This is a genomic window from Pantoea sp. USMM079 (assembly GCF_037153115.1).
GTDB lineage: Bacteria > Pseudomonadota > Gammaproteobacteria > Enterobacterales > Enterobacteriaceae > Pantoea > Pantoea communis.
Window position 1 is genome coordinate 329,542 of the sequence record NZ_JBBCKX010000001.1, and the last position, 20,302, is coordinate 349,843.

General features: G+C 55.3%; 19 protein-coding genes. 10 read left to right on the forward strand and 9 right to left on the reverse strand.

Features of this window, described 5'->3' with window-relative positions:
* Positions 1–18: 18 nt before the first annotated feature.
* From prfA to kdsA, 5 genes are read left to right on the forward strand one after another with little or no spacing between them, the layout of a single operon-like run.
* Positions 19–1,101, forward strand: coding sequence for a peptide chain release factor 1 (gene prfA / locus WFP70_RS01520; RefSeq protein ID WP_034824272.1), 1,083 nt, complete (start codon positions 19–21; stop codon positions 1,099–1,101).
* Positions 1,101–1,931 carry a peptide chain release factor N(5)-glutamine methyltransferase gene (gene prmC, locus WFP70_RS01525; RefSeq protein ID WP_337022405.1) on the forward strand — a complete coding sequence of 277 codons (831 nt, stop codon included), beginning with the start codon at positions 1,101–1,103 and terminating at the stop codon, positions 1,929–1,931. The genes prfA and prmC overlap by 1 nt, the downstream gene beginning before the upstream one ends.
* A 14-nt stretch (positions 1,932–1,945) precedes the next feature.
* Positions 1,946–2,344 (forward strand): SirB2 family protein, encoded by a 399-nt coding sequence (locus WFP70_RS01530; protein ID WP_097116831.1) that lies wholly within the window; start codon positions 1,946–1,948, stop codon positions 2,342–2,344.
* Positions 2,341–3,150, forward strand: coding sequence for an invasion regulator SirB1 (gene sirB1 / locus WFP70_RS01535; protein WP_034824266.1), 810 nt, complete (start codon positions 2,341–2,343; stop codon positions 3,148–3,150). Before WFP70_RS01530 ends, sirB1 begins: the two co-directional genes overlap by 4 nt.
* Before the next feature lie 27 nt (positions 3,151–3,177).
* Complete coding sequence (gene kdsA / locus WFP70_RS01540) at positions 3,178–4,032, forward strand: 3-deoxy-8-phosphooctulonate synthase (RefSeq protein ID WP_337022406.1); 855 nt, start codon at positions 3,178–3,180, stop codon at positions 4,030–4,032.
* 69 nt (positions 4,033–4,101) lie between these two features.
* Here kdsA and chaA read toward each other — a convergent pair whose 3' ends face one another.
* Entirely contained in the window at positions 4,102–5,193 is a 1,092-nt protein-coding gene (gene chaA, locus WFP70_RS01545; protein WP_097116833.1) for a sodium-potassium/proton antiporter ChaA, read from the reverse strand.
* 535 nt (positions 5,194–5,728) lie between these two features.
* Between chaA and WFP70_RS01550 the strand changes: the two genes are divergently transcribed.
* On the forward strand, positions 5,729–6,397 hold the full coding sequence (locus tag WFP70_RS01550; RefSeq protein WP_337022407.1) for a gamma-glutamylcyclotransferase: 669 nt from the start codon (positions 5,729–5,731) through the stop codon (positions 6,395–6,397).
* Here WFP70_RS01550 and WFP70_RS01555 read toward each other — a convergent pair whose 3' ends face one another.
* The 8 genes from WFP70_RS01555 to WFP70_RS01590 all read right to left on the reverse strand — a co-directional run bounded on the left by WFP70_RS01555 (position 6,398) and on the right by WFP70_RS01590 (position 15,389).
* Positions 6,398–7,819, reverse strand: coding sequence for a serine/threonine protein kinase (locus tag WFP70_RS01555; protein ID WP_337022408.1), 1,422 nt, complete (start codon positions 7,817–7,819; stop codon positions 6,398–6,400).
* 65 nt (positions 7,820–7,884) lie between these two features.
* Positions 7,885–8,835: a hypothetical protein gene (locus tag WFP70_RS01560; protein WP_337022409.1), complete on the reverse strand. Its 951-nt coding sequence runs from the start codon at positions 8,833–8,835 to the stop codon at positions 7,885–7,887.
* Between the two features lie 14 nt (positions 8,836–8,849).
* Positions 8,850–9,626 carry a PP2C family protein-serine/threonine phosphatase gene (locus WFP70_RS01565; RefSeq protein ID WP_045816028.1) on the reverse strand — a complete coding sequence of 259 codons (777 nt, stop codon included), beginning with the start codon at positions 9,624–9,626 and terminating at the stop codon, positions 8,850–8,852.
* The gene (tagH, locus tag WFP70_RS01570; RefSeq protein ID WP_283215316.1) at positions 9,623–10,738 is read right to left on the reverse strand and encodes a type VI secretion system-associated FHA domain protein TagH; all 1,116 of its coding nucleotides are present in this window, start codon (positions 10,736–10,738) and stop codon (positions 9,623–9,625) included. Before tagH ends, WFP70_RS01565 begins: the two co-directional genes overlap by 4 nt.
* 33 nt (positions 10,739–10,771) lie before the next feature.
* A complete protein-coding gene (gene tagF / locus WFP70_RS01575) occupies positions 10,772–11,470 on the reverse strand; it encodes a type VI secretion system-associated protein TagF (RefSeq protein WP_034828605.1) in 699 nt (232 codons plus the stop codon).
* Between the two features lie 13 nt (positions 11,471–11,483).
* Entirely contained in the window at positions 11,484–13,598 is a 2,115-nt protein-coding gene (tssM, locus tag WFP70_RS01580) for a type VI secretion system membrane subunit TssM (RefSeq protein WP_058960206.1), read from the reverse strand.
* Positions 13,598–14,812 (reverse strand): type IVB secretion system protein IcmH/DotU, encoded by a 1,215-nt coding sequence (icmH, locus tag WFP70_RS01585; protein WP_034828609.1) that lies wholly within the window; start codon positions 14,810–14,812, stop codon positions 13,598–13,600. The genes tssM and icmH overlap by 1 nt, the downstream gene beginning before the upstream one ends.
* 85 nt (positions 14,813–14,897) lie before the next feature.
* On the reverse strand, positions 14,898–15,389 hold the full coding sequence (locus WFP70_RS01590) for an SH3 domain-containing protein (RefSeq protein WP_176505716.1): 492 nt from the start codon (positions 15,387–15,389) through the stop codon (positions 14,898–14,900).
* A 480-nt stretch (positions 15,390–15,869) separates the two neighbouring features.
* Between WFP70_RS01590 and WFP70_RS01595 the strand changes: the two genes are divergently transcribed.
* The 4 genes from WFP70_RS01595 (at position 15,870) to WFP70_RS01610 (ending at position 20,297) form a co-directional block, all read left to right on the forward strand.
* A complete protein-coding gene (locus WFP70_RS01595; RefSeq protein WP_337022410.1) occupies positions 15,870–17,090 on the forward strand; it encodes a nitrate- and nitrite sensing domain-containing protein in 1,221 nt (406 codons plus the stop codon).
* A 267-nt stretch (positions 17,091–17,357) separates the two neighbouring features.
* A complete protein-coding gene (locus tag WFP70_RS01600; RefSeq protein WP_337022723.1) occupies positions 17,358–18,611 on the forward strand; it encodes a CmpA/NrtA family ABC transporter substrate-binding protein in 1,254 nt (417 codons plus the stop codon).
* An 11-nt stretch (positions 18,612–18,622) separates the two neighbouring features.
* Positions 18,623–19,498 (forward strand): nitrate ABC transporter permease, encoded by an 876-nt coding sequence (gene ntrB / locus WFP70_RS01605; RefSeq protein ID WP_337022411.1) that lies wholly within the window; start codon positions 18,623–18,625, stop codon positions 19,496–19,498.
* Positions 19,499–19,508: 10 nt separating this feature from the next.
* Positions 19,509–20,297 carry an ABC transporter ATP-binding protein gene (locus WFP70_RS01610; protein WP_097116841.1) on the forward strand — a complete coding sequence of 263 codons (789 nt, stop codon included), beginning with the start codon at positions 19,509–19,511 and terminating at the stop codon, positions 20,295–20,297.
* Positions 20,298–20,302 lie beyond the last annotated feature (5 nt).

The following is a 20,302-nucleotide window of genomic DNA, read 5'->3' on the forward strand; positions in this document are numbered from 1 at the left end:
TGGGATACCCTCTATTACATGAAGAGCTCTATTGTTGCCAAGCTGGAAGCCCTCCAGGAACGCCACGAAGAAGTTGAAGCGTTGCTGGGCGATGCCGGCGTCATTGGCGATCAGGAACGTTTTCGCGCCTTATCACGCGAATATGCACAGTTGACCGATGTGACCCGTTGCTTCCGCGACTGGCAGCAGGTGCAGGAAGATATCGAAACAGCTGAAATGATGCTCGACGATCCTGAAATGCGTGAAATGGCTAACGAAGAGTTAAAAATTTCGCGTGAGAAGCGTGAAGTGCTGGAACAACAGCTTCAGGTGCTGCTGCTGCCAAAAGATCCCGATGATGAACGTTCGTGCTTTGTGGAAGTGCGCGCCGGAACCGGCGGAGATGAAGCGGCAATTTTCGCAGGCGATCTGTTCCGTATGTACAGCCGTTATGCCGAAGCACGCCGCTGGCAGGTCGAGATCATTAGCGCCAACGAAGGCGAGCACGGCGGCTACAAAGAAGTTATCGCCCGAATTAATGGTGAAGGCGCTTACGGTCGTTTGAAATTCGAATCCGGCGGTCATCGCGTTCAGCGCGTCCCGGAAACCGAATCGCAGGGCCGTATTCATACCTCTGCCTGCACCGTGGCGGTGATGCCAGAATTGCCGGAAGCAGAAATGCCGGAAATCAACGCGGGCGACCTGAAAATCGATACCTTCCGCTCCTCAGGTGCCGGTGGTCAGCACGTTAACACCACCGACTCCGCGATTCGTATTACCCACTTGCCCACCGGTATTGTGGTGGAGTGTCAGGACGAACGTTCCCAGCACAAAAACAAAGCCAAAGCGCTGGCGGTATTGGGTGCGCGTATTCATGCCGCCGAAACCGCCAAGCGTAATGCGGCAGAAGCCTCAACCCGTCGCAACCTGTTGGGCAGCGGCGACCGTTCGGACCGTAACCGTACTTACAACTTCCCGCAGGGTCGTGTTACCGATCATCGTATCAACCTGACGCTGTACCGCCTGGATGAAACCATGGAAGGCAAGCTGGATACGCTGATCGAGCCGATTGTGCAGGAGTATCAGGCCGATCAGCTGGCCGCGCTGGCTGGACAAGACTGATGATGATTCGCCACTGGCTCAAGCACGCAGTGGTCGCGCTCTGTGGCGGAGACAGCCCGAAACGGGATGCGGAGATTTTGCTGGGTTTTGTTACTGGAAAATCACGCAGCTGGCTGGTGGCGTTTGACGATCATGAACTCGACGCTACTCAGCTTGCCGAACTTGATGCGCTGCTGGCGCGTCGGGTGAAAGGCGAACCGATTGCGCATCTGGTGGGCGAGCGTGAGTTTTGGTCGCTGCCGTTGCGCGTCAATGATGCCACATTAATTCCGCGTCCGGATACCGAAGTGCTGGTGGAACAGGCGCTCTTACGTATTCCCGCAACCGCCTCCTCCTTACTCGATCTTGGCACTGGCACCGGAGCTATCGCGTTAGCGCTGGCGAGTGAGCGTCCTGACTGCCAGGTGTTGGGCTGCGACCGTATCCCAGCAGCTGTGGCGCTGGCTGATGAGAATGCTCAGCGGTTGCACATCAGCAATGCGCGTTTCCAGCTCAGCCACTGGTTCGATGACATTCCCGCCCAGCGTTTCGATCTCATCGTTAGTAACCCGCCTTATATCGATGCCGCCGATGAACATCTGCAGCAGGGAGATGTGCGCTTTGAACCGCTCAGTGCACTGGTGGCCGATGAGGCCGGGCTGGCTGATTTGCGTTTGATTATTCACCGTACGCCGCAGTGGTTAAAGCCCGGTGGCTGGCTGTTGCTGGAGCACGGCTGGCAGCAGGATAAAGCGGTGCGCGGCATCATGACGCAGCACGGCTATCAGCAGGTCAGCAGCATTAACGATTATGGCGGCAATCCGCGCGTCACACTTGGGCAATTTTTTTGATTTAAGGAAGCACCATGGCAAGCTGGTATCCGCTGATTAAACATTTTCACCTGCTGACGGTTGCCCTGACTATCAGTCTGTTTTTACTGCGCTTTTACTGGCTAACCACCGGTTCGGCAATGCTGCAGCGCCGCTGGGTTCGCATTGCGCCGCATATTAATGACACCTTTTTATTGCTCAGTGGCGTATTGCTGGTGGTGATTACGCACTTTTATCCGTTCTCACCGCAAGGAAGCTGGCTGACGGAGAAGCTGTTAGGGGTTATTATCTACATCGCCTTAGGTTCCGTGGCATTGAGCCGTCGCCCACGCAAGATGGGGACACGTTGGATCGCTTGTCTGATTGCAATCGTAGCACTGCTGTTTGTGATTAAGCTGGCGATGACCAAAATGCCGTTATTGGGGATAGTATGACCTCGCCAGAGCTAGTTGATTACAGTGAAACACCGTTGAGTGAAGCGGTGATTGGCGCAACCTGCGCCATACGCAATGATTTTTCTGCGCCATCCGTTCAGCAACAGCTGGCGGCATTAGTTGAAGAAGCACGGGAATACGTCAGCAGCGAACAGGATGCCGACTTGCAACTGGGCAAGCTGCTTGAATTGTTTTATCGCCAGTGGGGCTTTGGTGGCGCCAGCGGCGTCTACAATTTGTCCGATGCGCTGTGGATCGATAAAGTGCTGAAGAGCCGACAGGGCACTGCCGTATCGCTGGGGGTGATACTGTTACACATTGCCGACGAGCTGGAGCTGCCGCTGATCCCGGTGATTTTCCCCACCCAGTTGATTCTGCGTGCTGACTGGCTGGACGGTGAAATGTGGTTGATCAACCCTTTCAACGGCGAAACGCTGGATACACATACGCTGGAAGTGTGGCTGAAGGGCAATATCAGCCCGACTGCGAAGCTCTACAATGATGATCTGGATGAAGCCAAAACCATCAACGTGATGCGTAAAATGCTGGATACGTTGAAAGCGGCACTGATGGAAGAGAAGCAGATGGAACTGGCGTTAAACGTCAGCCAGGTACTGCTGCAGATTGATCCCGATGACCCGTATGAAATCCGCGATCGGGGGTTAATCTACGCTCAGCTTGAGTGTGAACATATCGCACTGACCGATTTGACCTACTTCGTTGAACAGTGTCCAGAAGACCCGGTCAGCGAAATGATTAAAGTGCAGATTCACGCAATTGAACAGAAACAGGTGACGCTGCACTAAGCGTCATCTCGACAATAAGGAAAGGGCATGACTCAGAAAGTAGTAAATATCGGCGATATCAAGGTCGCAAACGATCTGCCATTTGTTCTCTTTGGTGGTATGAACGTGCTGGAATCGCGCGACCTCGCCATGCGTATTTGCGAACACTATGTAAAAGTGACCGACAAACTCGGTATCCCTTACGTGTTCAAAGCCTCTTTTGACAAAGCTAACCGCTCTTCCATCAAATCCTACCGTGGTCCGGGTCTGGAAGAGGGCATGAAGATTTTCCAGGAGCTGAAACAGGCGTTCGGCGTGAAAATCATCACTGATGTGCATGAAGCTTCACAGGCGCAGCCGGTGGCGGATGTGGTGGATGTGATTCAGCTGCCTGCGTTCCTGGCGCGTCAGACCGATCTGGTGGAAGCGATGGCGAAAACCGGTGCAGTCATCAACGTTAAGAAACCGCAGTTCGTTAGCCCAGGCCAGATGGGTAACATTGTCGATAAATTCGCGGAAGGCGGTAACGACAAAGTAATCCTGTGCGACCGTGGCAGCAATTTCGGTTACGACAACCTGGTTGTCGATATGCTGGGCTTCAACGTGATGAAGAAGGTCACCAACAACAGCCCGGTTATCTTCGACGTGACCCACGCACTGCAGACGCGCGATCCGTTCGGCGCGGCTTCAGGTGGACGTCGCGCGCAGGTAGCTGAACTGGCTCGCGCGGGTATGGCGGTGGGTATCGCCGGTCTGTTTATTGAAGCCCACCCTGAGCCGAATAGCGCGAAATGCGACGGCCCATCCGCGCTGCCGCTGGATAAGCTGGAGCCATTCCTGATGCAGATGAAAGCGATTGATGATCTGGTGAAGAGCTTCCCGGAACTGGATACCAGCAACTAATTGCGTTATCCAGATGTAAGAAAGGCGCCGATGGGCGCCTTTTTTTGCTTTGAATCTGAGCGTCAGACGCTACAGCATAATTGTCAGTAAATAGCCGGCAAACAGTGCCAGATGCGCGGCGCCGTTCAGCACATTGGTACGCCCGGTTGAGAACGAAATATGGCACAGAATCAGCGCGGCACTCATGATCACCATATGTGGTGGCTCAAGACCAAATATCAGCTGCTGACCGGTCAGGGTAGCGATGATGCTGACCGCCGGCACCGTCAGAGAGATGGTGGCTAATACCGAACCAAAGAACAGGTTCATCGCACGCTGTACCTGGTTCATTAACACCGCTTTGATGGCCCCTAACCCTTCCGGCGACAGAATCAGCAAGGCCACCAGGAAACCGGTGAACTGCTCAGGTGCATTCAGTTCCGTCAGCAGATGCTCCAGCGTGTTGGCGTTCATCTTGGTCACGCTGATCACCGCGATCAGATGAATGATCAACCATACCGTGTGCCACAGTGAGCTATGCGCAGAAGGCTTACCATGATGCGGATCGCCATCGTCACCGTCATCCTCATGCTCATAAACAAACAGGCTCTGGTGCGTTTTGGTCTGAATCAGCAGGAACACGCCGTACATGGCAGCGGAGATCGCGGCAATGATCAACGCCTGAGCCGTGGTGAAGTTACCGCCTGGCAGCGCATTCGGAAACACCAGCACCAGAATCGCCAGCGGGAAGATGGCAATCATGTACTGCTTTACGCCCGCCAGATTGACATATTGGGTGGCGAATTTGCGTCCGCCGAGCAGCAGCGCAAAGCCCACCAGGCCGCCGGTGACAATCATGATGATGGAGTAGAGCGTGTCACGCATTAGCGCAGGTGCAGCATCGCCGGTGGCCATCAAGGCGGAGATCAAACTGACCTCCAGAATCACCACAGACAGGCTCAAAATCAGCGAGCCATAGGGTTCACCCAGGCGGTGTGCCAGCACGTCAGCATGACGCACCACGCTGAAAGCACTACAAAGGATGGCGACCAGCGCCAGCAGGTTGATGCCGATAATCGGCAATAATGCCGTCTGACCGCCAAAGAAGCTCAGCACCGTCAGCGCGACAATCGGGAAAATCAGTGAGTACTCGGTATGTCGGGTTTTCTCATGTGTAGCCATTCACCATCCTCTCCGGCAAAAAGAACAAAACAGGCGATCAGTGCCTGATAAATATAATGACTTTTCTGACGCAGCGCAGTGTAACTTTTCAACAGTTGTGTTTCAGGCTTTTTACGCGACTTTACTTAGTCAGGTTTTTGATTCTAATACAGTAAAAGAAGCAATTATCTACTAATAACATAGACTATTCATCTTGTTGTAAATCGATAAAAGTAATTTTAAGATAAAGTAATGCCTGTTTTAATCTGATTTCATTGCGGTTTATCGGAGTTTTATTGATTTAAAAAACCTTGTGTAACTAAAGTATATGTTTGCCATTTCATTGCTTTCTTCGTCATCACTCTGTTCAAGTTATCTGCCAGGCAGCCGATGCTATTTACAAAGAATTTCCCCTTTGTGATCGGGGTCAATCTTGAAACTTTTGTTAAAAATGCATTAATGTCTTCTCTTAAGTCGACGCAACGCGTGTTGCCTGTAAGACATCATCTTTGAGGAGCCGAACCGACAGGATGTCAGCGCAGTAGAGGAGGTCGCATTGTTAACCCGGGAATTTCTTTTAAAAGCGGATTGTAAAACATCATTTGGCGATATCGACGAAACGCTGCTGTGGAGCTGTGAAAAGCGTGCCGCGTCACTCGCTGCCACACTGGCTTGTCGCCCTGACCAAAGCCCGGTGTGGATTTTTGGCTATGGCTCCCTGATGTGGAACCCGGTTTTTGAGGCGGAAGAAGTGGCTTCCGGACGACTCGAAGGCTGGCATCGTGCTTTCTGTCTGCGTCTGACCGCTGGCAGAGGAACGGTATCGACGCCCGGTCGTATGCTGGCGCTAAAAGAAGGCGGTGCAACCAGCGGTCTGGCTTTCCGTTTACCCGAAGCGCGGTTGCATGACGAGCTGGAGCTGCTGTGGAAGCGCGAGATGATCACCGGCTGTTATCTGCCAACCTGGTGCGAACTGGAACTGGAAGATGCTCGCAAAGTGACGGCGTTGGTATTCATCATGGATCCGCGTCACCCGCTGTATGAAGCAGACTCCTGTCGCAGCACCATCGCACCGTTGATTGCCCAGGCCAGCGGACCATTGGGCACCAATGCTCAGTATCTCTACTCCCTCGAACAGGAGTTGGGTAAACGCGGCATGCAGGAAGATGCGTTGACGCGTCTGGCCGCTGAAGTGAGGGCGCTGCAGCAGTCTGCAGCGCGTTAACTACTGTTTAACCGGATTAATCAGCCAGGTTCCGGGTTTGTCAATGGTCAGCGATTGGCTCATTATCTGGCTGCCATTTTGCACTTCAATTCGATAACTCCCCGCCGCCAGATTGAGTGAAGCAAAGCCGCTGCTGGTGGGTTTCACGTCCTTCGCTTCGCCGTTAAGCAGCACTTTCTCTCCCTCCTGCAAGCGCAGATAGACGGTTGCCATACCTGGCGCGCTGGCTGCTGCGCTCTGACTCGCTACCGGCGCTGACGCAGAAGGTGTCGCGGCGATCGAAGCGGTTTCACTGTGGCGATTCGTTTTCCACACCACCACCACCACAGCCAGAATGGCAATGGCAGCGGCGGCGACCAGACCAGGCGAAAGGCGACGCACGTTGCGTGGCGTGACAGGTTCAATCGCCGCCGCTGCATGATTCACCGCCATTACCTGTGGTTCAGGCACCGGAGCGGCGACGGGTTCAGGCGCTGGAGCTGGAGCTTCAACCGCCACCGGGAAGGTGGTGACCAGTGCTTCAACATCGCTCACCGGCAAATCAATCAGGCTGGCAAACGCATCAATGCTTTGTGGGCGATCGCCGGGTTTCATTGCCAGCGCACAGTCGATGGCATGCAGTAGCGGCAGGGAATAGCCTGCTGGCTTGCGTTCAACCAGTGGCTGATAGTTATCCTCGATGCAGCGCACCACGCTAACCGGAGGCGCATGGCCGGTAATCAGATTGTGCAGCACCGCGCCAAGCGCATAGATATCGGTCCACGGACCTTGCTCAACTTCACCCTCTTCGCTGTATTGCTCAATCGGGGCAAAGCCAGGCTTCAGCATGATCTCGGTTTCATCGGAGAGATTGCCGATCTCCTTCCGCGCTGAGCCAAAATCGAGTAACACCGGCAGCTGATTTTCCTGGATTTGGATGTTATCCAGCGAAATATCACGGTGCAGATAACCGGCGGTATGGATGGTATTAATTGCGCCAAACAGCGGCGGTAACAGCCGACGAATCCAGGACTCATCGATACTGTCCGGGCTGGTGACCTGCCACTCTTTTAATGTCATCCCGCTGTAGTAGAGCGTGCCCATGTAGGCGGTGCCATTCTCTTCCCAGAAGCGCAACACGTGCAGCAGGCCGGGATGATTAAAACGTGCGAGCAAACGGGCTTCCTGAATGAAGCTGTTACGTCCGGCGTTGAACAGTTTCTGGAAGCGCTCGCCACGCAACTCCAGCGACAGGTCAGCGGCACGCACCGCCAGTGAAACCGGCATGTACTCTTTGATGGCGATGGTGCGTTCCAGTTGATGGTCCCAGGCACGGTAAACAATGCCAAAGCCGCCGCCGCCAATCACTTCCTTGATTTCAAATTCATTAAACCGGTAACCCGCAGGCAGGGCATTCGGTGTGTGGTTTTCGTTTGCCGACATAGTGAACTCTCTGAACACGTCCTGTAGCGCCTGCCAGTCTGTTGAGGTCAGGCGACGACCGCTAATTAATTAATGTTACGCCAGGCACCAATCGCCGGATCGGCAAGATCCGCATGCAGGGTGTCAATCAGTAACACAGTCACTTTTTGCTGTGGCATAAACTGCGACGACCAAACGCCGCGTAAGGTTTCAACCCGACTCTTCACCGTGTCACTGTCTTGACCTGCTGTCTTATCCATTTTAATCAGCAGATTGCCGGTGAAGCGCCAGACATGTTGCTGGCTGTCAAACGGCAGCACTAACCAACTCTCTTCGGCGTCCGGACGCGTCACGATCATGCGCTGTTTGTTCACCGCCACCACTTCCAGTGCCGGGCCGCTGAGCTTGAGGTTGGCAATGGGGTAGCCCTGATAGAAATTCACCGCCAGCGAGCGGGTTTTGTCACCACTCATCAGCGTTAATTCACTCGGGCCTCCAAGCCAGCCATCCGTGGAGCAGTGCTGCTGCGGGTTATCCGGAATAAATAGCGAGTCGCCGTTTTCGTCCCAGGAGGTGCGGAAATGACAACCCGCTGGTAGGGTGAAGTGCTGCAATGGTGTGCTGTCTGCCGGGCGTGAGAGATCCAGCGGGGCGGCATTGCTGGCACTGGCACTGGCGGTCGCATCGTTAATCACGATGGGTCGCCAGTTCTGTAATTTTGCTGCGCTGCCGTTGGCCAGCACGCTGCCGTCTTTATTGGTCATCTGCCACGGGATTTCATCCAGCGTGCCGCATTGATTCGCCAGCAGCGTGCCAACGCGCGGCAGGAAGCTGGTCAGAATGCTGGAATCAGTGCTTTTGCCGGAAACAATACGCAACGGCAAGGTCTCTTTGCACCAGTCGTTGGGTGAATTGCTGGCCACATTATCGATATAGACTTCAAGCGACAGACTCGGCGAATAGACCACACGATAATCATCAGCTTGCGCATTTAGAGCCAGCAACAGGGTCGCTAAGCCCGGCAACCACACTTTCATAAGGGTCCTTGGGATCAATAACGTGTCGGCAGAAAACGTGCCGCATCAGCCTGGGAATAAAGCAGCGTCGCTTCCTGCGGTTCGCCAATCCAGATGGCCAGAGCGCTGAGATTGTCGCTTTTTACACTGCGGTTAACGGCTTGTTCCATCAAAGTCAGCCACTCTTCGCAGGCATTGACCATGCGCAGGGCTTGTTCCATCTCGTGAGTGGTCAGATTGAGCCAGAACCCGTCGGTGCAGACGAGAAACGCATCGCCATCCGTCAATGAAATCACTTCACTAAAGGTGGCTGGACGTGCAGGCTCAACGCCGAGCGCATTATAGAGTAAATTACTGTTAATTCCGGTATTTTCATAGCCTGCTTCGCGCAGTTGCTGGGCCAGACTATGGTCACGCGTCACTTGACTCAACACCCCATGACGGAAGTGATAAACCCGGCTGTCACCAGCATGCGCCCACCATGCGCGCTGTGTCTCGCGGTCAATAAACAGCGCGGCCAGCGTGGTGCTCATGCGAGCATATTTCGGATTTTTTCCCTGCGCCTCAAGCAACACCTGCTGGCAGTGCTCAATCGCTGCACGAGTGCTCTCGGGTGTGAACGTCGGGCTGTTGTGTAACTGGGTCAGCAGCGTATCCCGCACGATTTGCGCCGCTTTATCACCGCCAGGCAAACCGGCCACGCCATCGCAAACCAGAAAGCAGGCTTTGTGCTCATCCAGCTCGGCTCCGGTGCGATCCTGGTTTTCATCGCGCATTCCCTGCTGGCAACGGCTGGCAAACATCATTTTCATGCGTCTTCGGTCCGAGTCTGGGAATCTTTATATTGATTCACTTCCATGTCATACGCATGCAGGAAAGCTTCACCAAACAGGGTATGGAAGTCATCTTCAATTTCACCGGCAGTGCGCTGATAGTGGCGTGAAAAATAATCCCACAAGGCCGCTTTACGCCCGCCGTTAAACGGTAGCTTAGGCAACACGCCATCTTTACGTGCTTCCTCTTCCAGCCGTTGCGGATTGAAGGATTGCAGCATCGCCGCGATGATCGCGCGTATGCCAGCGATCATACCCAGCTGATGCGCCTGCAAATCCACCAGTGCATCGCGCACTGCCGCTTCTGGCGGCATAAAACCGGGCATCTGGCTCTGATAAATCTGCATCAATACCGTCTTACCCGAAGGCAAAATTTTAAACGGATTGTTGGCCTCATTGAGGATCATCGTCATATCGGCTTTCACGCCGCGCTTGAGGATCGAACGGGAAGAGAGCAGGGCAACAGTGCCTTGCGAGAACAGGCTCAGCATGCGGCCGGTCACGCGCATCTGCTCTTCGGTGATCGTCGTGTGATGGCCATTGTTCAATCCCATGCCCTCCAGCAGCGCAGCCAGCAGCTTGTCCTGATCGGCATGCGGCAACGTGGCGGGAGCCGAAGGGGCATCACTTTGTGGATCAATACCCAGGCGTGGGTCAGTCAGGCGCTCCGGACGCGCCGCAGTGGGTTCCGGCACCCTGTCGAATGCCTGCTGCATACCGAGAGGATCGGCAGTGCTGTCCGCGAAGAACGTGAGCGGGTCATCATGCTGGGTACTCTGGCAGGCAGGATCGCGCACCTCAAGGCCATAATCGCCGATTTGCAGTGCATCACCATGCTGTAATTGCACTTGTGAACCACGCTGTAGCGCCACGCCGTTCAATACCACCGAGGTCACGCTGCCCTGATTGGTCAGGCGGCATTCACCTTCCGGGGAGATATGCACCAGCGCCTGCAAGCGTGAAATGGCGCGCGATTCGTCAGGCAGCACCAGATCGTTATCCTGACTGCGGCCAATGGTTCCCCCAGGCGGTTTAAAAGCAACCGTCTTTGCTGGCACATCCGTATTGCACTGCACAATGGTAAATTGCATGAGTCATCCTGTTAACAAGGAAAACGCTGCGGCTCATTCAAACATGGGTGGATAGAGGCCGTTGCGTCCCGGCTGTGCACCTGCCGCCGGGTTAAACAGTAACGCAAAAAGTTGCGCGGTGAGCGGCCCACTGTGTTTGTGTGTGGCGTGGGCAAAACCGTCACTGCGATTACTCCACCAGTAGCTAATATGCTGCTGGGGATCAAATTTATCCGCCACTTCACGCCAGCTCAGCGTGCAGGGCAGATCATCAAAACCAATCACATCCATAATATCGCTGCGCTGATTATCCGGGACCATCAGCGGCGTGACGCGTTGCATCTGCTGCTCCAGCGCATCCGGGTTCAGCCGGTCACGCACGCCGCGCAGTAGCAGCGTCCCCAACTCCTGAAACCAGTCGCCCGACATGGCCAGCTGAGCGCTGTGCCAGTGGCTGAGCGGAAAACTCCGCAAAGCCAGCAGCGGCCAGCTGCGCCCCACGCGATCGCACGAAGGCAGCAGGCAGCCCATCTGCACCTGCTGACGTAGCGGCGACAGCGGCAGAACAAAATTCCAGACAGGTGCGCGCAGAAACAGCTGAGTGGAGGCATCGGGTTGCTGATGCCAGTGCATGAGCCCCTGTTGAAACCAATGGCTCCAGGGCGTCACGGTATTCTCACTCAGGCGCTGGCGCAGGAAATCGCCGGTGGCCGGTAATTTGCCGTACCAACCCGGCGCGGTGTGCGTCGCCATGGTTACCTCACCATTACTCACTGTGTCCGGTCAATCGCTGCGAAACCCGCTGTGGTGCAATCGCCAGCGAACTGCCATTCGCACCGGCAATTTTCAGATTTTCTGCAAGCTTGCGCATCATTAGTGCGTTATCTCGCGCATAAGGCGACGACTGAATCTGCTGATCCAGAAGCTGGCTAAGATGCCAGTCAAGCTGCTGCAAATCCCGGGCGCTGACATCATCTGGCAGATTGCGTTGAAGATTCTGCATCAGCCAGGCGCGCAGGAATTCGCCGTCATAATTGCGCGGTTGATACAACATCTGATAGGCACGCAGCGCATTGCGGCTGTATTCATTGTCGTTACCGGGGTCATCACGCAGCAAATTGGTGATTTGCTGGGCCACGCGCGGTAACAGTAGAGACTTAAGCGCATTTTGATAAAGCACCCATGCCGCATCGCTTACCTGGTTGCCACGATAGAGACCCACGCGCATGCTAAGCGGTGGATTGTCGAGGGAAAAGCGCTCCGACAACGGCAGCTTCACCAGGTTATTTAAGAAGGGTAGCAGATCAAAGATATTATCGGCTGGCTGATGAATCACCTGCTGACTCTGACGAGTCATTGGCTCAATACGCTCGGCGACCTGGTTAAGATATTGCTGGTTCTGGACATAGCTGGCCAGCCATAAACCGGAGAGCAAAAGCAATGCGCCAGTGAGCGCACCGTAGCCAATCCAGTGGAATAGGCGGTTGCGGTACTCCCAATGGCGGTTACTGCCCGCTAAGCCACTTTCGCGGAACACCAGATCGCTCAGCAGGTCGCGGATAAAGAAACTCTGGCCTTTATTGCCGGGGATGGGGTTATTACGGGTGACGCTATCCCAGGTGGCGAGGCTACTTTCACCGGTATGTGGCAATTGAAGCTTACGGTTGAGTTCGCCCATGATGCGATCAAACGGTAAGCCTTCCTGAGTCCCGCTGGTAAAGAATAAGCCGCGCGCTGACCAGGCAATCTCATCCTCATGGCGCGAGAACACCACATCCAGGTACTCATTCAGCAACGGCCTTAACGAACTGAACTCCTGTGGGAACAGGAAACAGTCAGCACGCAGGGTGAGATCGCGTTCATTCGCCATCACCGTGGGCAGTTGCTGCTGCAGGCGCTGTTCCAAACGCTGATATTGCTGGCTAAAACTGTTATGCCAGTCATCTTTGTGCGGTTTACCCGGTTCCCAGGGGAAGGTGAATCCCCAGATGGCGTCGCGCTGCGGTTTGCTCAGGCCGTCGTTAAAGCTTAAAAACCCTTTCAGCAGATCGGTCTTGGTCACCATCACATACACCGGGAAATGGATACCGGTTTGCTGGTGTAACTCCTGCATGCGGCTACGTAACGCGCTGGCCTGTGCGTGACGTGCTTCCGCGGAATCGGTGAGCAGATCGGCAACGCTAATGGTCATGATCACGCCGTTGATCGGCTGGCGGGTGCGATAGCGTTTCAGCAGGTTGATGAAACTCTGCCACTCAGCGCCGTCGCGTGCACGCTGGCTCTCCTGCAGGGCATATCGCCCTGCGGTATCGATCAACACCGCGCTGTCGGTAAACCACCAGTCGCAGTGACGCGTGCCGCCGACGCCGCGAATCGCCGCTTTGCCAAGGCTATCAGTTAGTGGAAACTCCAGTCCGGCATTGAGCAGGGCGGTGGTTTTGCCCGCGCCGGGCGCCCCAATCATCACATACCAGGGCAGTTGGTAGAGATAGTGGCTCTGAAAGCGGGCCAGCCAGTTCTGTTGATGACGTCGACCAAACTGTGTGCGTTTCAGGCGCAGCGCTGCTTCACTGAAGCGCTGAGCCAGCAGCGTATCAGTGGCCTGACGATCGGACAGCTCTTCGTGACTCATCTCCTGTAAACGGTTGAGGAGTTTACTGTTGAACCAGCCGCGCCAGATCGCCGGGATAAACTGGAACAGCACCCAGCAGAAGAACAGCAAACCGACCAGCAGTTGACGAGGAAACACCGGCTCAAGGGGGCGGGTGTCTCCCCAACTCCACAGCGGGCCGAGCATCCACAGCACACAGCTTAAGGCAGTGACACCAATCAGGCTCCACAGCAGGCGGTGGGTTAACAGATGTTGCAGCGATGCGCGCATCACTCACCTCCTGGATGATTGCCAAGGGTTTCCGGTGCGGCAAACAGGGTGATCTCCACACGGCGGTTGCGCGCGCGGTTTTCATTGCTGTCATTTGGCAGCAGCGGATTACTGTCGCCGCGGCCTTCCGCTTTCACACTGTGCCCTTCCGCCAGTTGCGGGTTTAGCAACTGGGTCACGGCGCGTGCGCGCGCAAAGGAAAATTCATAGCTTGAGGCAAAACGCCCATCCACCGGGCTGTTATCGGTATACACCGACACCAGTACCGTGCCTTTAACGGTTTTCATGGCGCTGGCAACGTGCGCCAACAGCGCGCGACCAACCTGATTGACCACGGTACCGTCAGGGGAGAAGAGTTTATCGGCAGGAATGATCACTTTACTGCCAAAGGCGCCATCGCTGACTTCAAGTTGACCGGCGGCGATCACATCATTCAAACGCTGATGCAAATCCAGCAATGCCTGCGGTGAGGTAGGGCGACGGCCGGGCATAATTTGTGGCAGCGGTGTTTGATAGATGGCGCGCAGCAGCGGCTCAGCCGCATTGCCTAGCCGCCAGTTCAGGCCGCTGTAAATCAGGCAGGCAATCAGGGCCGCTAACATCGCACAGGCCCATAGCGGCACCATCGGACGGGTTAAGCGACTGACCAGGGGATGCACTTCCACCAGCGGCGCGGCCGGGTTCGTGGTCGACGGGCGCGTTTCCTGAATCAGTTGAGCGAGACGTTTACGAATCCCTTCACACTGCGCACGGCCAGCATCGCTGCCGCGATAACGTCCTTCATAGCCCAGCAGCAGACAGTAATGAATCAGCTCCAGCAACCACAGGTGTTGCTGCGGGCTTTGCGAGACGCGGGAAAGTAGCTGAAACACTTTTTCGCCGCCCCAGCTTTCATTATGGAAAGTGACCAGCATGCCGTTCCCTGACCACACACCGCGCGTACCCCATGGAGTTTGTGCGGCGGCTTCATCCAGTACGCTGCATAAGCAGTAGCGCGCACCAATAATCATCTCAAACGGCAAACCGGCTTGCTTGCAGCGATGTTCGAATTGGCGGATCTCTTCAATGAGTAACTGGCGTAAACCGGCGGGATCGTCATGCGTAGCAGCCTGCCGTATACGGACAACGGCATTCAATATCGGTGCTGCGGCATTAAGCAAAAGGTTATCGTTGCCCGCGACAATGCCATCGCGGACAACAGAATCCTGGGTCATTAAATATCTTTTTTCCTGGCAATGGCGCTAGGGAGCGTCCACAGAGTGCGACCTTGCTGTGGACAATCTGCGCCATATTGCATTATCAGTCTAGGATCCAGGTCGCGGTATCGTTGGTGCGGCAAGCCTTGCTGGCTCCGCCAACGGCCACGCAGACCTGTTTAGTACGGCGGGGACGTGGACGGTCGCTACGCAGGGTGGCGTCATAACGGCTACTTTCAACCCCGGCTTTCGGCGGGATGTAACCAATCAGCTGTCCATTGGGTTCATCGGCAACGGCTAACCAACTGTGTTCGACACGTCCTAGTACTTCAAATGGTTTAGCGTTATCGAGATAACGAACGACCTTGCCGCCATAATCTGGCGTGGTCATCACCGACGCCGCATACAGTGCGCGGAAACTCTCATTAACCGGCGTGAATTCGCCTGGCGCTGCCACCGCATGACGGTGAACCAGCTTGACGCCATTTACCTCACTGGTGACCAGGGTGTCATCAGTCATCGGCGGTGGTGGCGCTTTACAACCCGCCAATGTCAATACTGCCAGCAGAGTGAGCAACAGACTCTTATTCACCATGAACCTCAAATTTCATCAGATTAGCTGCAGATTAATATGTGGCACACGCATTTAAGGCGGGCAGAGTATGCAGCGGGAAAGCCATCAAAAAACAGTCAGATTACAGAAAGATAGTACTGTGCTCAGTCTACCTAAGACTTTTGAGAATTCAATCCATTGCATAGCGAGAAAACCCGTGCTACCGGGCGAAAATAGCGCATATCAGGGGGATAAAAAACCTGTGCCTTTAGTGATAGATAAGCTAAGTTTACTTATTTACCCGCGTAAGCGTAAAACGCAAGCGATAAAGCCGAAGCAACTCAGAAAGGTGCCTGATTAATGGTAAGAATTCTTAATCTTTCCTTAAGGTTAAAAAAAGATTGCGCGAGTAAACAATTTTCTTACTTTCGGAATTTCCGCGCACATTTCCGCCAGCTTTGAAGTCAGTCCGGCACGGCTTTTGCTTAAAGTCGTTATGTCTATTTTGCTCAAGAGAACCTTATGAGCCGGGCTTTAGAATATTTGCGCGCCAGCCGCGCCAGCGAAATTGCCAGCCTGCGACGACTTCTGCGCACAGGCGAACAGATTCTCACCATCAGTGAGTTAATTCACGTGCTACAACGTGAGCGCGGTGCCAGCAACATTTGGATCTGTTCCGCAGGACGGTTGTTTGGCGATGAGCTGGATGCGCGCGCACTTGAGGTAGAGCAGCGACAGGAAAATGCCCTTATGGTCCTGCCGGAAGCGGTGGCGCAGCCGGGTTACAGCCGTTTCTGTATGCTAATTGCCGCAGCGCTGCAGTCGTTAGAGAGCCTGCCATCGTTACGCCAGCAAATACGGGCGGGGCAGTGCAGCCATGCAGAGGCGATGGAGGGCTTTAATCACATTATCCGCACCTTACTTAATCTGGTCTTCGAAGCCACCGATACGGCCAGTGAGCCGGAGATTTCCCGCGCGCTGATTGCGCTCTTTAGCTTTATGCAGGGTAAGGAGTTGGCGGGGCAGGAGCGCGCTACCGGTTCAGCCGGGTTTGCTGCCGGGGAGTTTACCGCGGAACAGCGCCAGCGGATTCAAATGTTGATCGCTGCTCAGGAGAAAAGCTTCGCGACCTTCAGTCAGTTCGCGGATGCGCAAAATCAGCAGCGATGGCTAGTGATGGCGGATGCGGACAGCCAGATTGAGCGTCTGAGGCGTATTGCCTGCACCGGCGCGCAGTGCGGTGAGAATGGCGTGCTGCAGTGGTTCACGCTGCTGAGCCAACGTCTCGATCAGATGAAACAGATTGAAGATGAACTCTGCAGCACATTAATGGCGTGTTGCCAGCGCGCCATTGCGGCGAGTGAACAAGCTGAACCGCAGCACCTGACGATCAATGAGGACGCGAGTTTCTCATTGTATGTCGCTGGCGCCAGCTGGCTGGGTGAGCAGGAAACCACACTGGACAGTAACGGTCTCGCCCCCCAACTCGGCCGCTCTGTGCTGTCACTGATTCGCGAGCAGGCGCAACGCTTACAGGCACAGGCGGATGAACTAGCCACCATGCGTGCTTCTCTGGATGAGCGAAAAGTCATCGACCAGGCCAAAGGATGGCTAATGCAGCAGCACGGTTTTAGCGAGCAGGAAGCGTGGCAAGCGCTGCGCAAAAGTGCCATGAATCAGAACAAACGCATGCTGGATATTGCTCAGGCGATCCTCGCTGTAGCGGCCACGCTGAAGCCATAACCCGAAGGAGGTAGTTGCACAAAGCTTGTGCGTATTATGCGTCCTGGCAGTGCAAAGCGGAGTCAGATTCACGGCTCAATGGCGCGCTAATATTGATTTTGCAGTAAAAAATTTTCTGGCACAGGCTTTGCAATATTCCACTGACATTGCGCATTTGTTTCGCCAACGGCGGTGAAGCGAGTGCTTTGGATAAAGGCGTCCGGCCCCATGTTTTGACGACATGCGGGAGGACGCCTTTTTTTATTTCTTTTTTTCAGGAAGCGCATGATGAGTAAAACGCGGTTTTCAGTCTCACGTCGTCAGTTCCTGCTGGGTAGCGCGGTGGTAGGAAGCAGTTATTTACTGCCGGGCTTACGCAATGCGGTATGGGCTGCCGGTTCAGATGCGCCCGAAAAAAGCAGAGTGCGCGTGGGCTTTATTCCACTCACTGACTGCGCTCCGGTGGTGATGGCTTCTGTAAAAGGTTTTGATAAGAAGTACGGTCTGACGCTGCAACCGAGCAAAGAAGCCAATTGGGCGGCGGTGCGTGACAAACTCACTGCAGGCGAGCTGGATGCGGCACACGCGCTGTACGGCATGATCTACGGCTTACAGCTGGGCGTGGCAGGGCCACAACACGACATGGCCAACCTGATGACGTTGAATAACAACGGTCAGGCCATCACCTTAGCCAATCAACTTAAAGAGCAAAAGGTCACCGATGCCGCCAGCTTGCAAAAGCTGATCACCAGCCAGGCGAAAGGCACTTACACCTTTGCGCACACCTTCCCGACCAGCACCCACGCCATGTGGCTCTATTACTGGCTGGCAAACGCCGGTATCGATCCGTTTGAGGATGTGCGCACCGTGGTGGTGCCGCCGCCGCAGATGGTGATGAACATGAAAATGGGCAACATGAGCGGCTTCTGCGTGGGCGAGCCATGGAATCAGCGCGCCATCAGCGACAACATCGGTTTTACCGCCGCCACCACGCAGCAAATCTGGCCCGATCATCCGGAGAAAATCCTCGCCACTCGCGCGCAATGGGTGCAAGAAAACCCCAACACGGCGCGCGCCATGACGGCAGCGGTGCTGGAAGCCGCACGCTGGATCGATGCTTCTGATGAAAATCGCAAAGAGACCACCGCCGTATTAGCCGGGCGCGCATGGATCAACACCAAAGTTGAAACCTTAGAAGGGCGCATGCTCGGCCAGTACGAAAACGGTCTCGGCCAGAAATGGCAGGACGCGCATGCCATGCGCTTCTTCCACGATGGCGAAGTGAGCTTCCCATGGATCTCTGATGGCATGTGGTTCCTGACGCAAATGAAGCGCTGGGGCATGGTGAAGACCGCTCCCGATTACGCTGCCGTTGCCCGTCAAATCAATCGTATCGACATCTACAAACAAGCCGCCAGCGCAGTGGGAGGCGTCTCCGTGCCGTCCAGTGAAATGCGCAGCAGCACGCTTACTGACGGCAAAGTGTGGGACGGCAGCAACCCCGCCGCTTATGCCGACAGCTTTGCCATTAAACGCAGTTAAGTGAGGTCAGCATGAAATCTGAAGCCCGCACGCTAAAACCCGCGACGCCTGTCGTCGCTCAACCGGCGCAGGTTATTGCGCTTAACGTGCCACAGAAACCGCGCGCTCGTCAGCGCTGGTTGCAACCGCTGCTACAAAGACTGATCCCGGCGAGTTGCGGTGTGATTTTGCTGCTGTTTGTCTGGCAGCTGGCATCAATGTCGAGCAAAGGCTTTCCAACGCCGTTTGCCACCTGGCAGGCAGCCATCACGCTGTTCGCTGATCCTTTCTACAACAATGGGCCAAACGACCAGGGTATTGGCTGGAACATCGTCGCCTCGCTGCAACGCGTGGCGGTGGGTTTTGGGCTGGCAGCGCTGGTGGGCGTCCCAGCCGGTTTCCTGATTGGCCGCTTCACCTTTGTGGCACGCATGTTCAACCCAATCATCGCGCTGCTGCGTCCGGTCAGCCCACTGGCGTGGTTGCCGATTGGCCTGCTGCTGTTCCAGCGTGCGGAACCCGCTTCCAGCTGGACCATTTTCATCTGCTCAATCTGGCCGATGGTGATCAACACCGCCGAGGGCGTGCAGCGCATCCCGCAGGATTACCTCAACGTCGCCCGCGTGCTGCAACTCAACGAATGGACGGTGATGCGCCGCATCCTGTTCCCGGCGGTATTGCCCGCCGTGCTCACCGGGATGCGCCTGTCGATGGGCATCGCCTGGCTGGTGATCGTCGCCGCCGAGATGCTGACCGGTGGTCTCGGGATTGGCTTCTGGATCTGGAACGAGTGGAACAACCTTAATGTGGAAAACATCCTGATCGCCATCGTAGTGATCGGCGTGATTGGGCTGTTGCTGGAGCAGGCACTGATGCTGCTGGCACGTCGTTTTAGCTGGGATAAATAAGGGGCCGATGATGAATCCGATTATTCGCGTACAGCAGGTGAGTCAACGTTTTAACACTGCCAGCGGTGAATTTCTGGCACTCGATAACGTTAGCTTCGATATCCACGCAGGTGAAACATTGAGCCTGATTGGCCACTCCGGCTGCGGTAAATCCACTTTGCTCAACCTGATCGCCGGCTTAACTCAACCGAGCAGCGGCGTGTTGCTGTGTGAGAACCGCGAAATCAGCGGCCCCGGCCCCGAGCGTGCGGTGGTATTTCAGAACCATTCGCTGCTGCCATGGCTCACCGCCTATCAGAACGTTGAGCTGGCGGTGCAGCAGGTGTTTAAAGGGCAGATGAACAAGCGCGAGATGAGCGAGTGGATCGAACACAACCTCAATCGTGTGCAGATGAGCCACGCCATGCACAAGCGCCCCTCGGAAATCTCCGGCGGCATGAAGCAGCGCGTCGGTATTGCGCGTGCGCTGGCGATGAAACCGCGCGTGCTGCTGTTGGATGAGCCATTCGGCGCGCTCGACGCCTTAACGCGTGCCCACTTGCAAGACAGCGTGATGCGCATCCAGCAGGAGCTGAAAACCACCATTGTGCTGATCACTCATGACGTGGATGAAGCGGTATTGCTGTCGGACCGCGTGCTGATGATGACTAACGGCCCGGCGGCGCAGGTGGGCGAGATCCTTGCTATCGATCTGCCGCGCCCGCGTTCACGCGTGGCGCTGGCCGATGAGCCGCGCTATCACCAGCTACGCCAGCAGATCCTACATTTCCTCTACGAAAAACAGACGGCAGTGGCGTAAGGAGC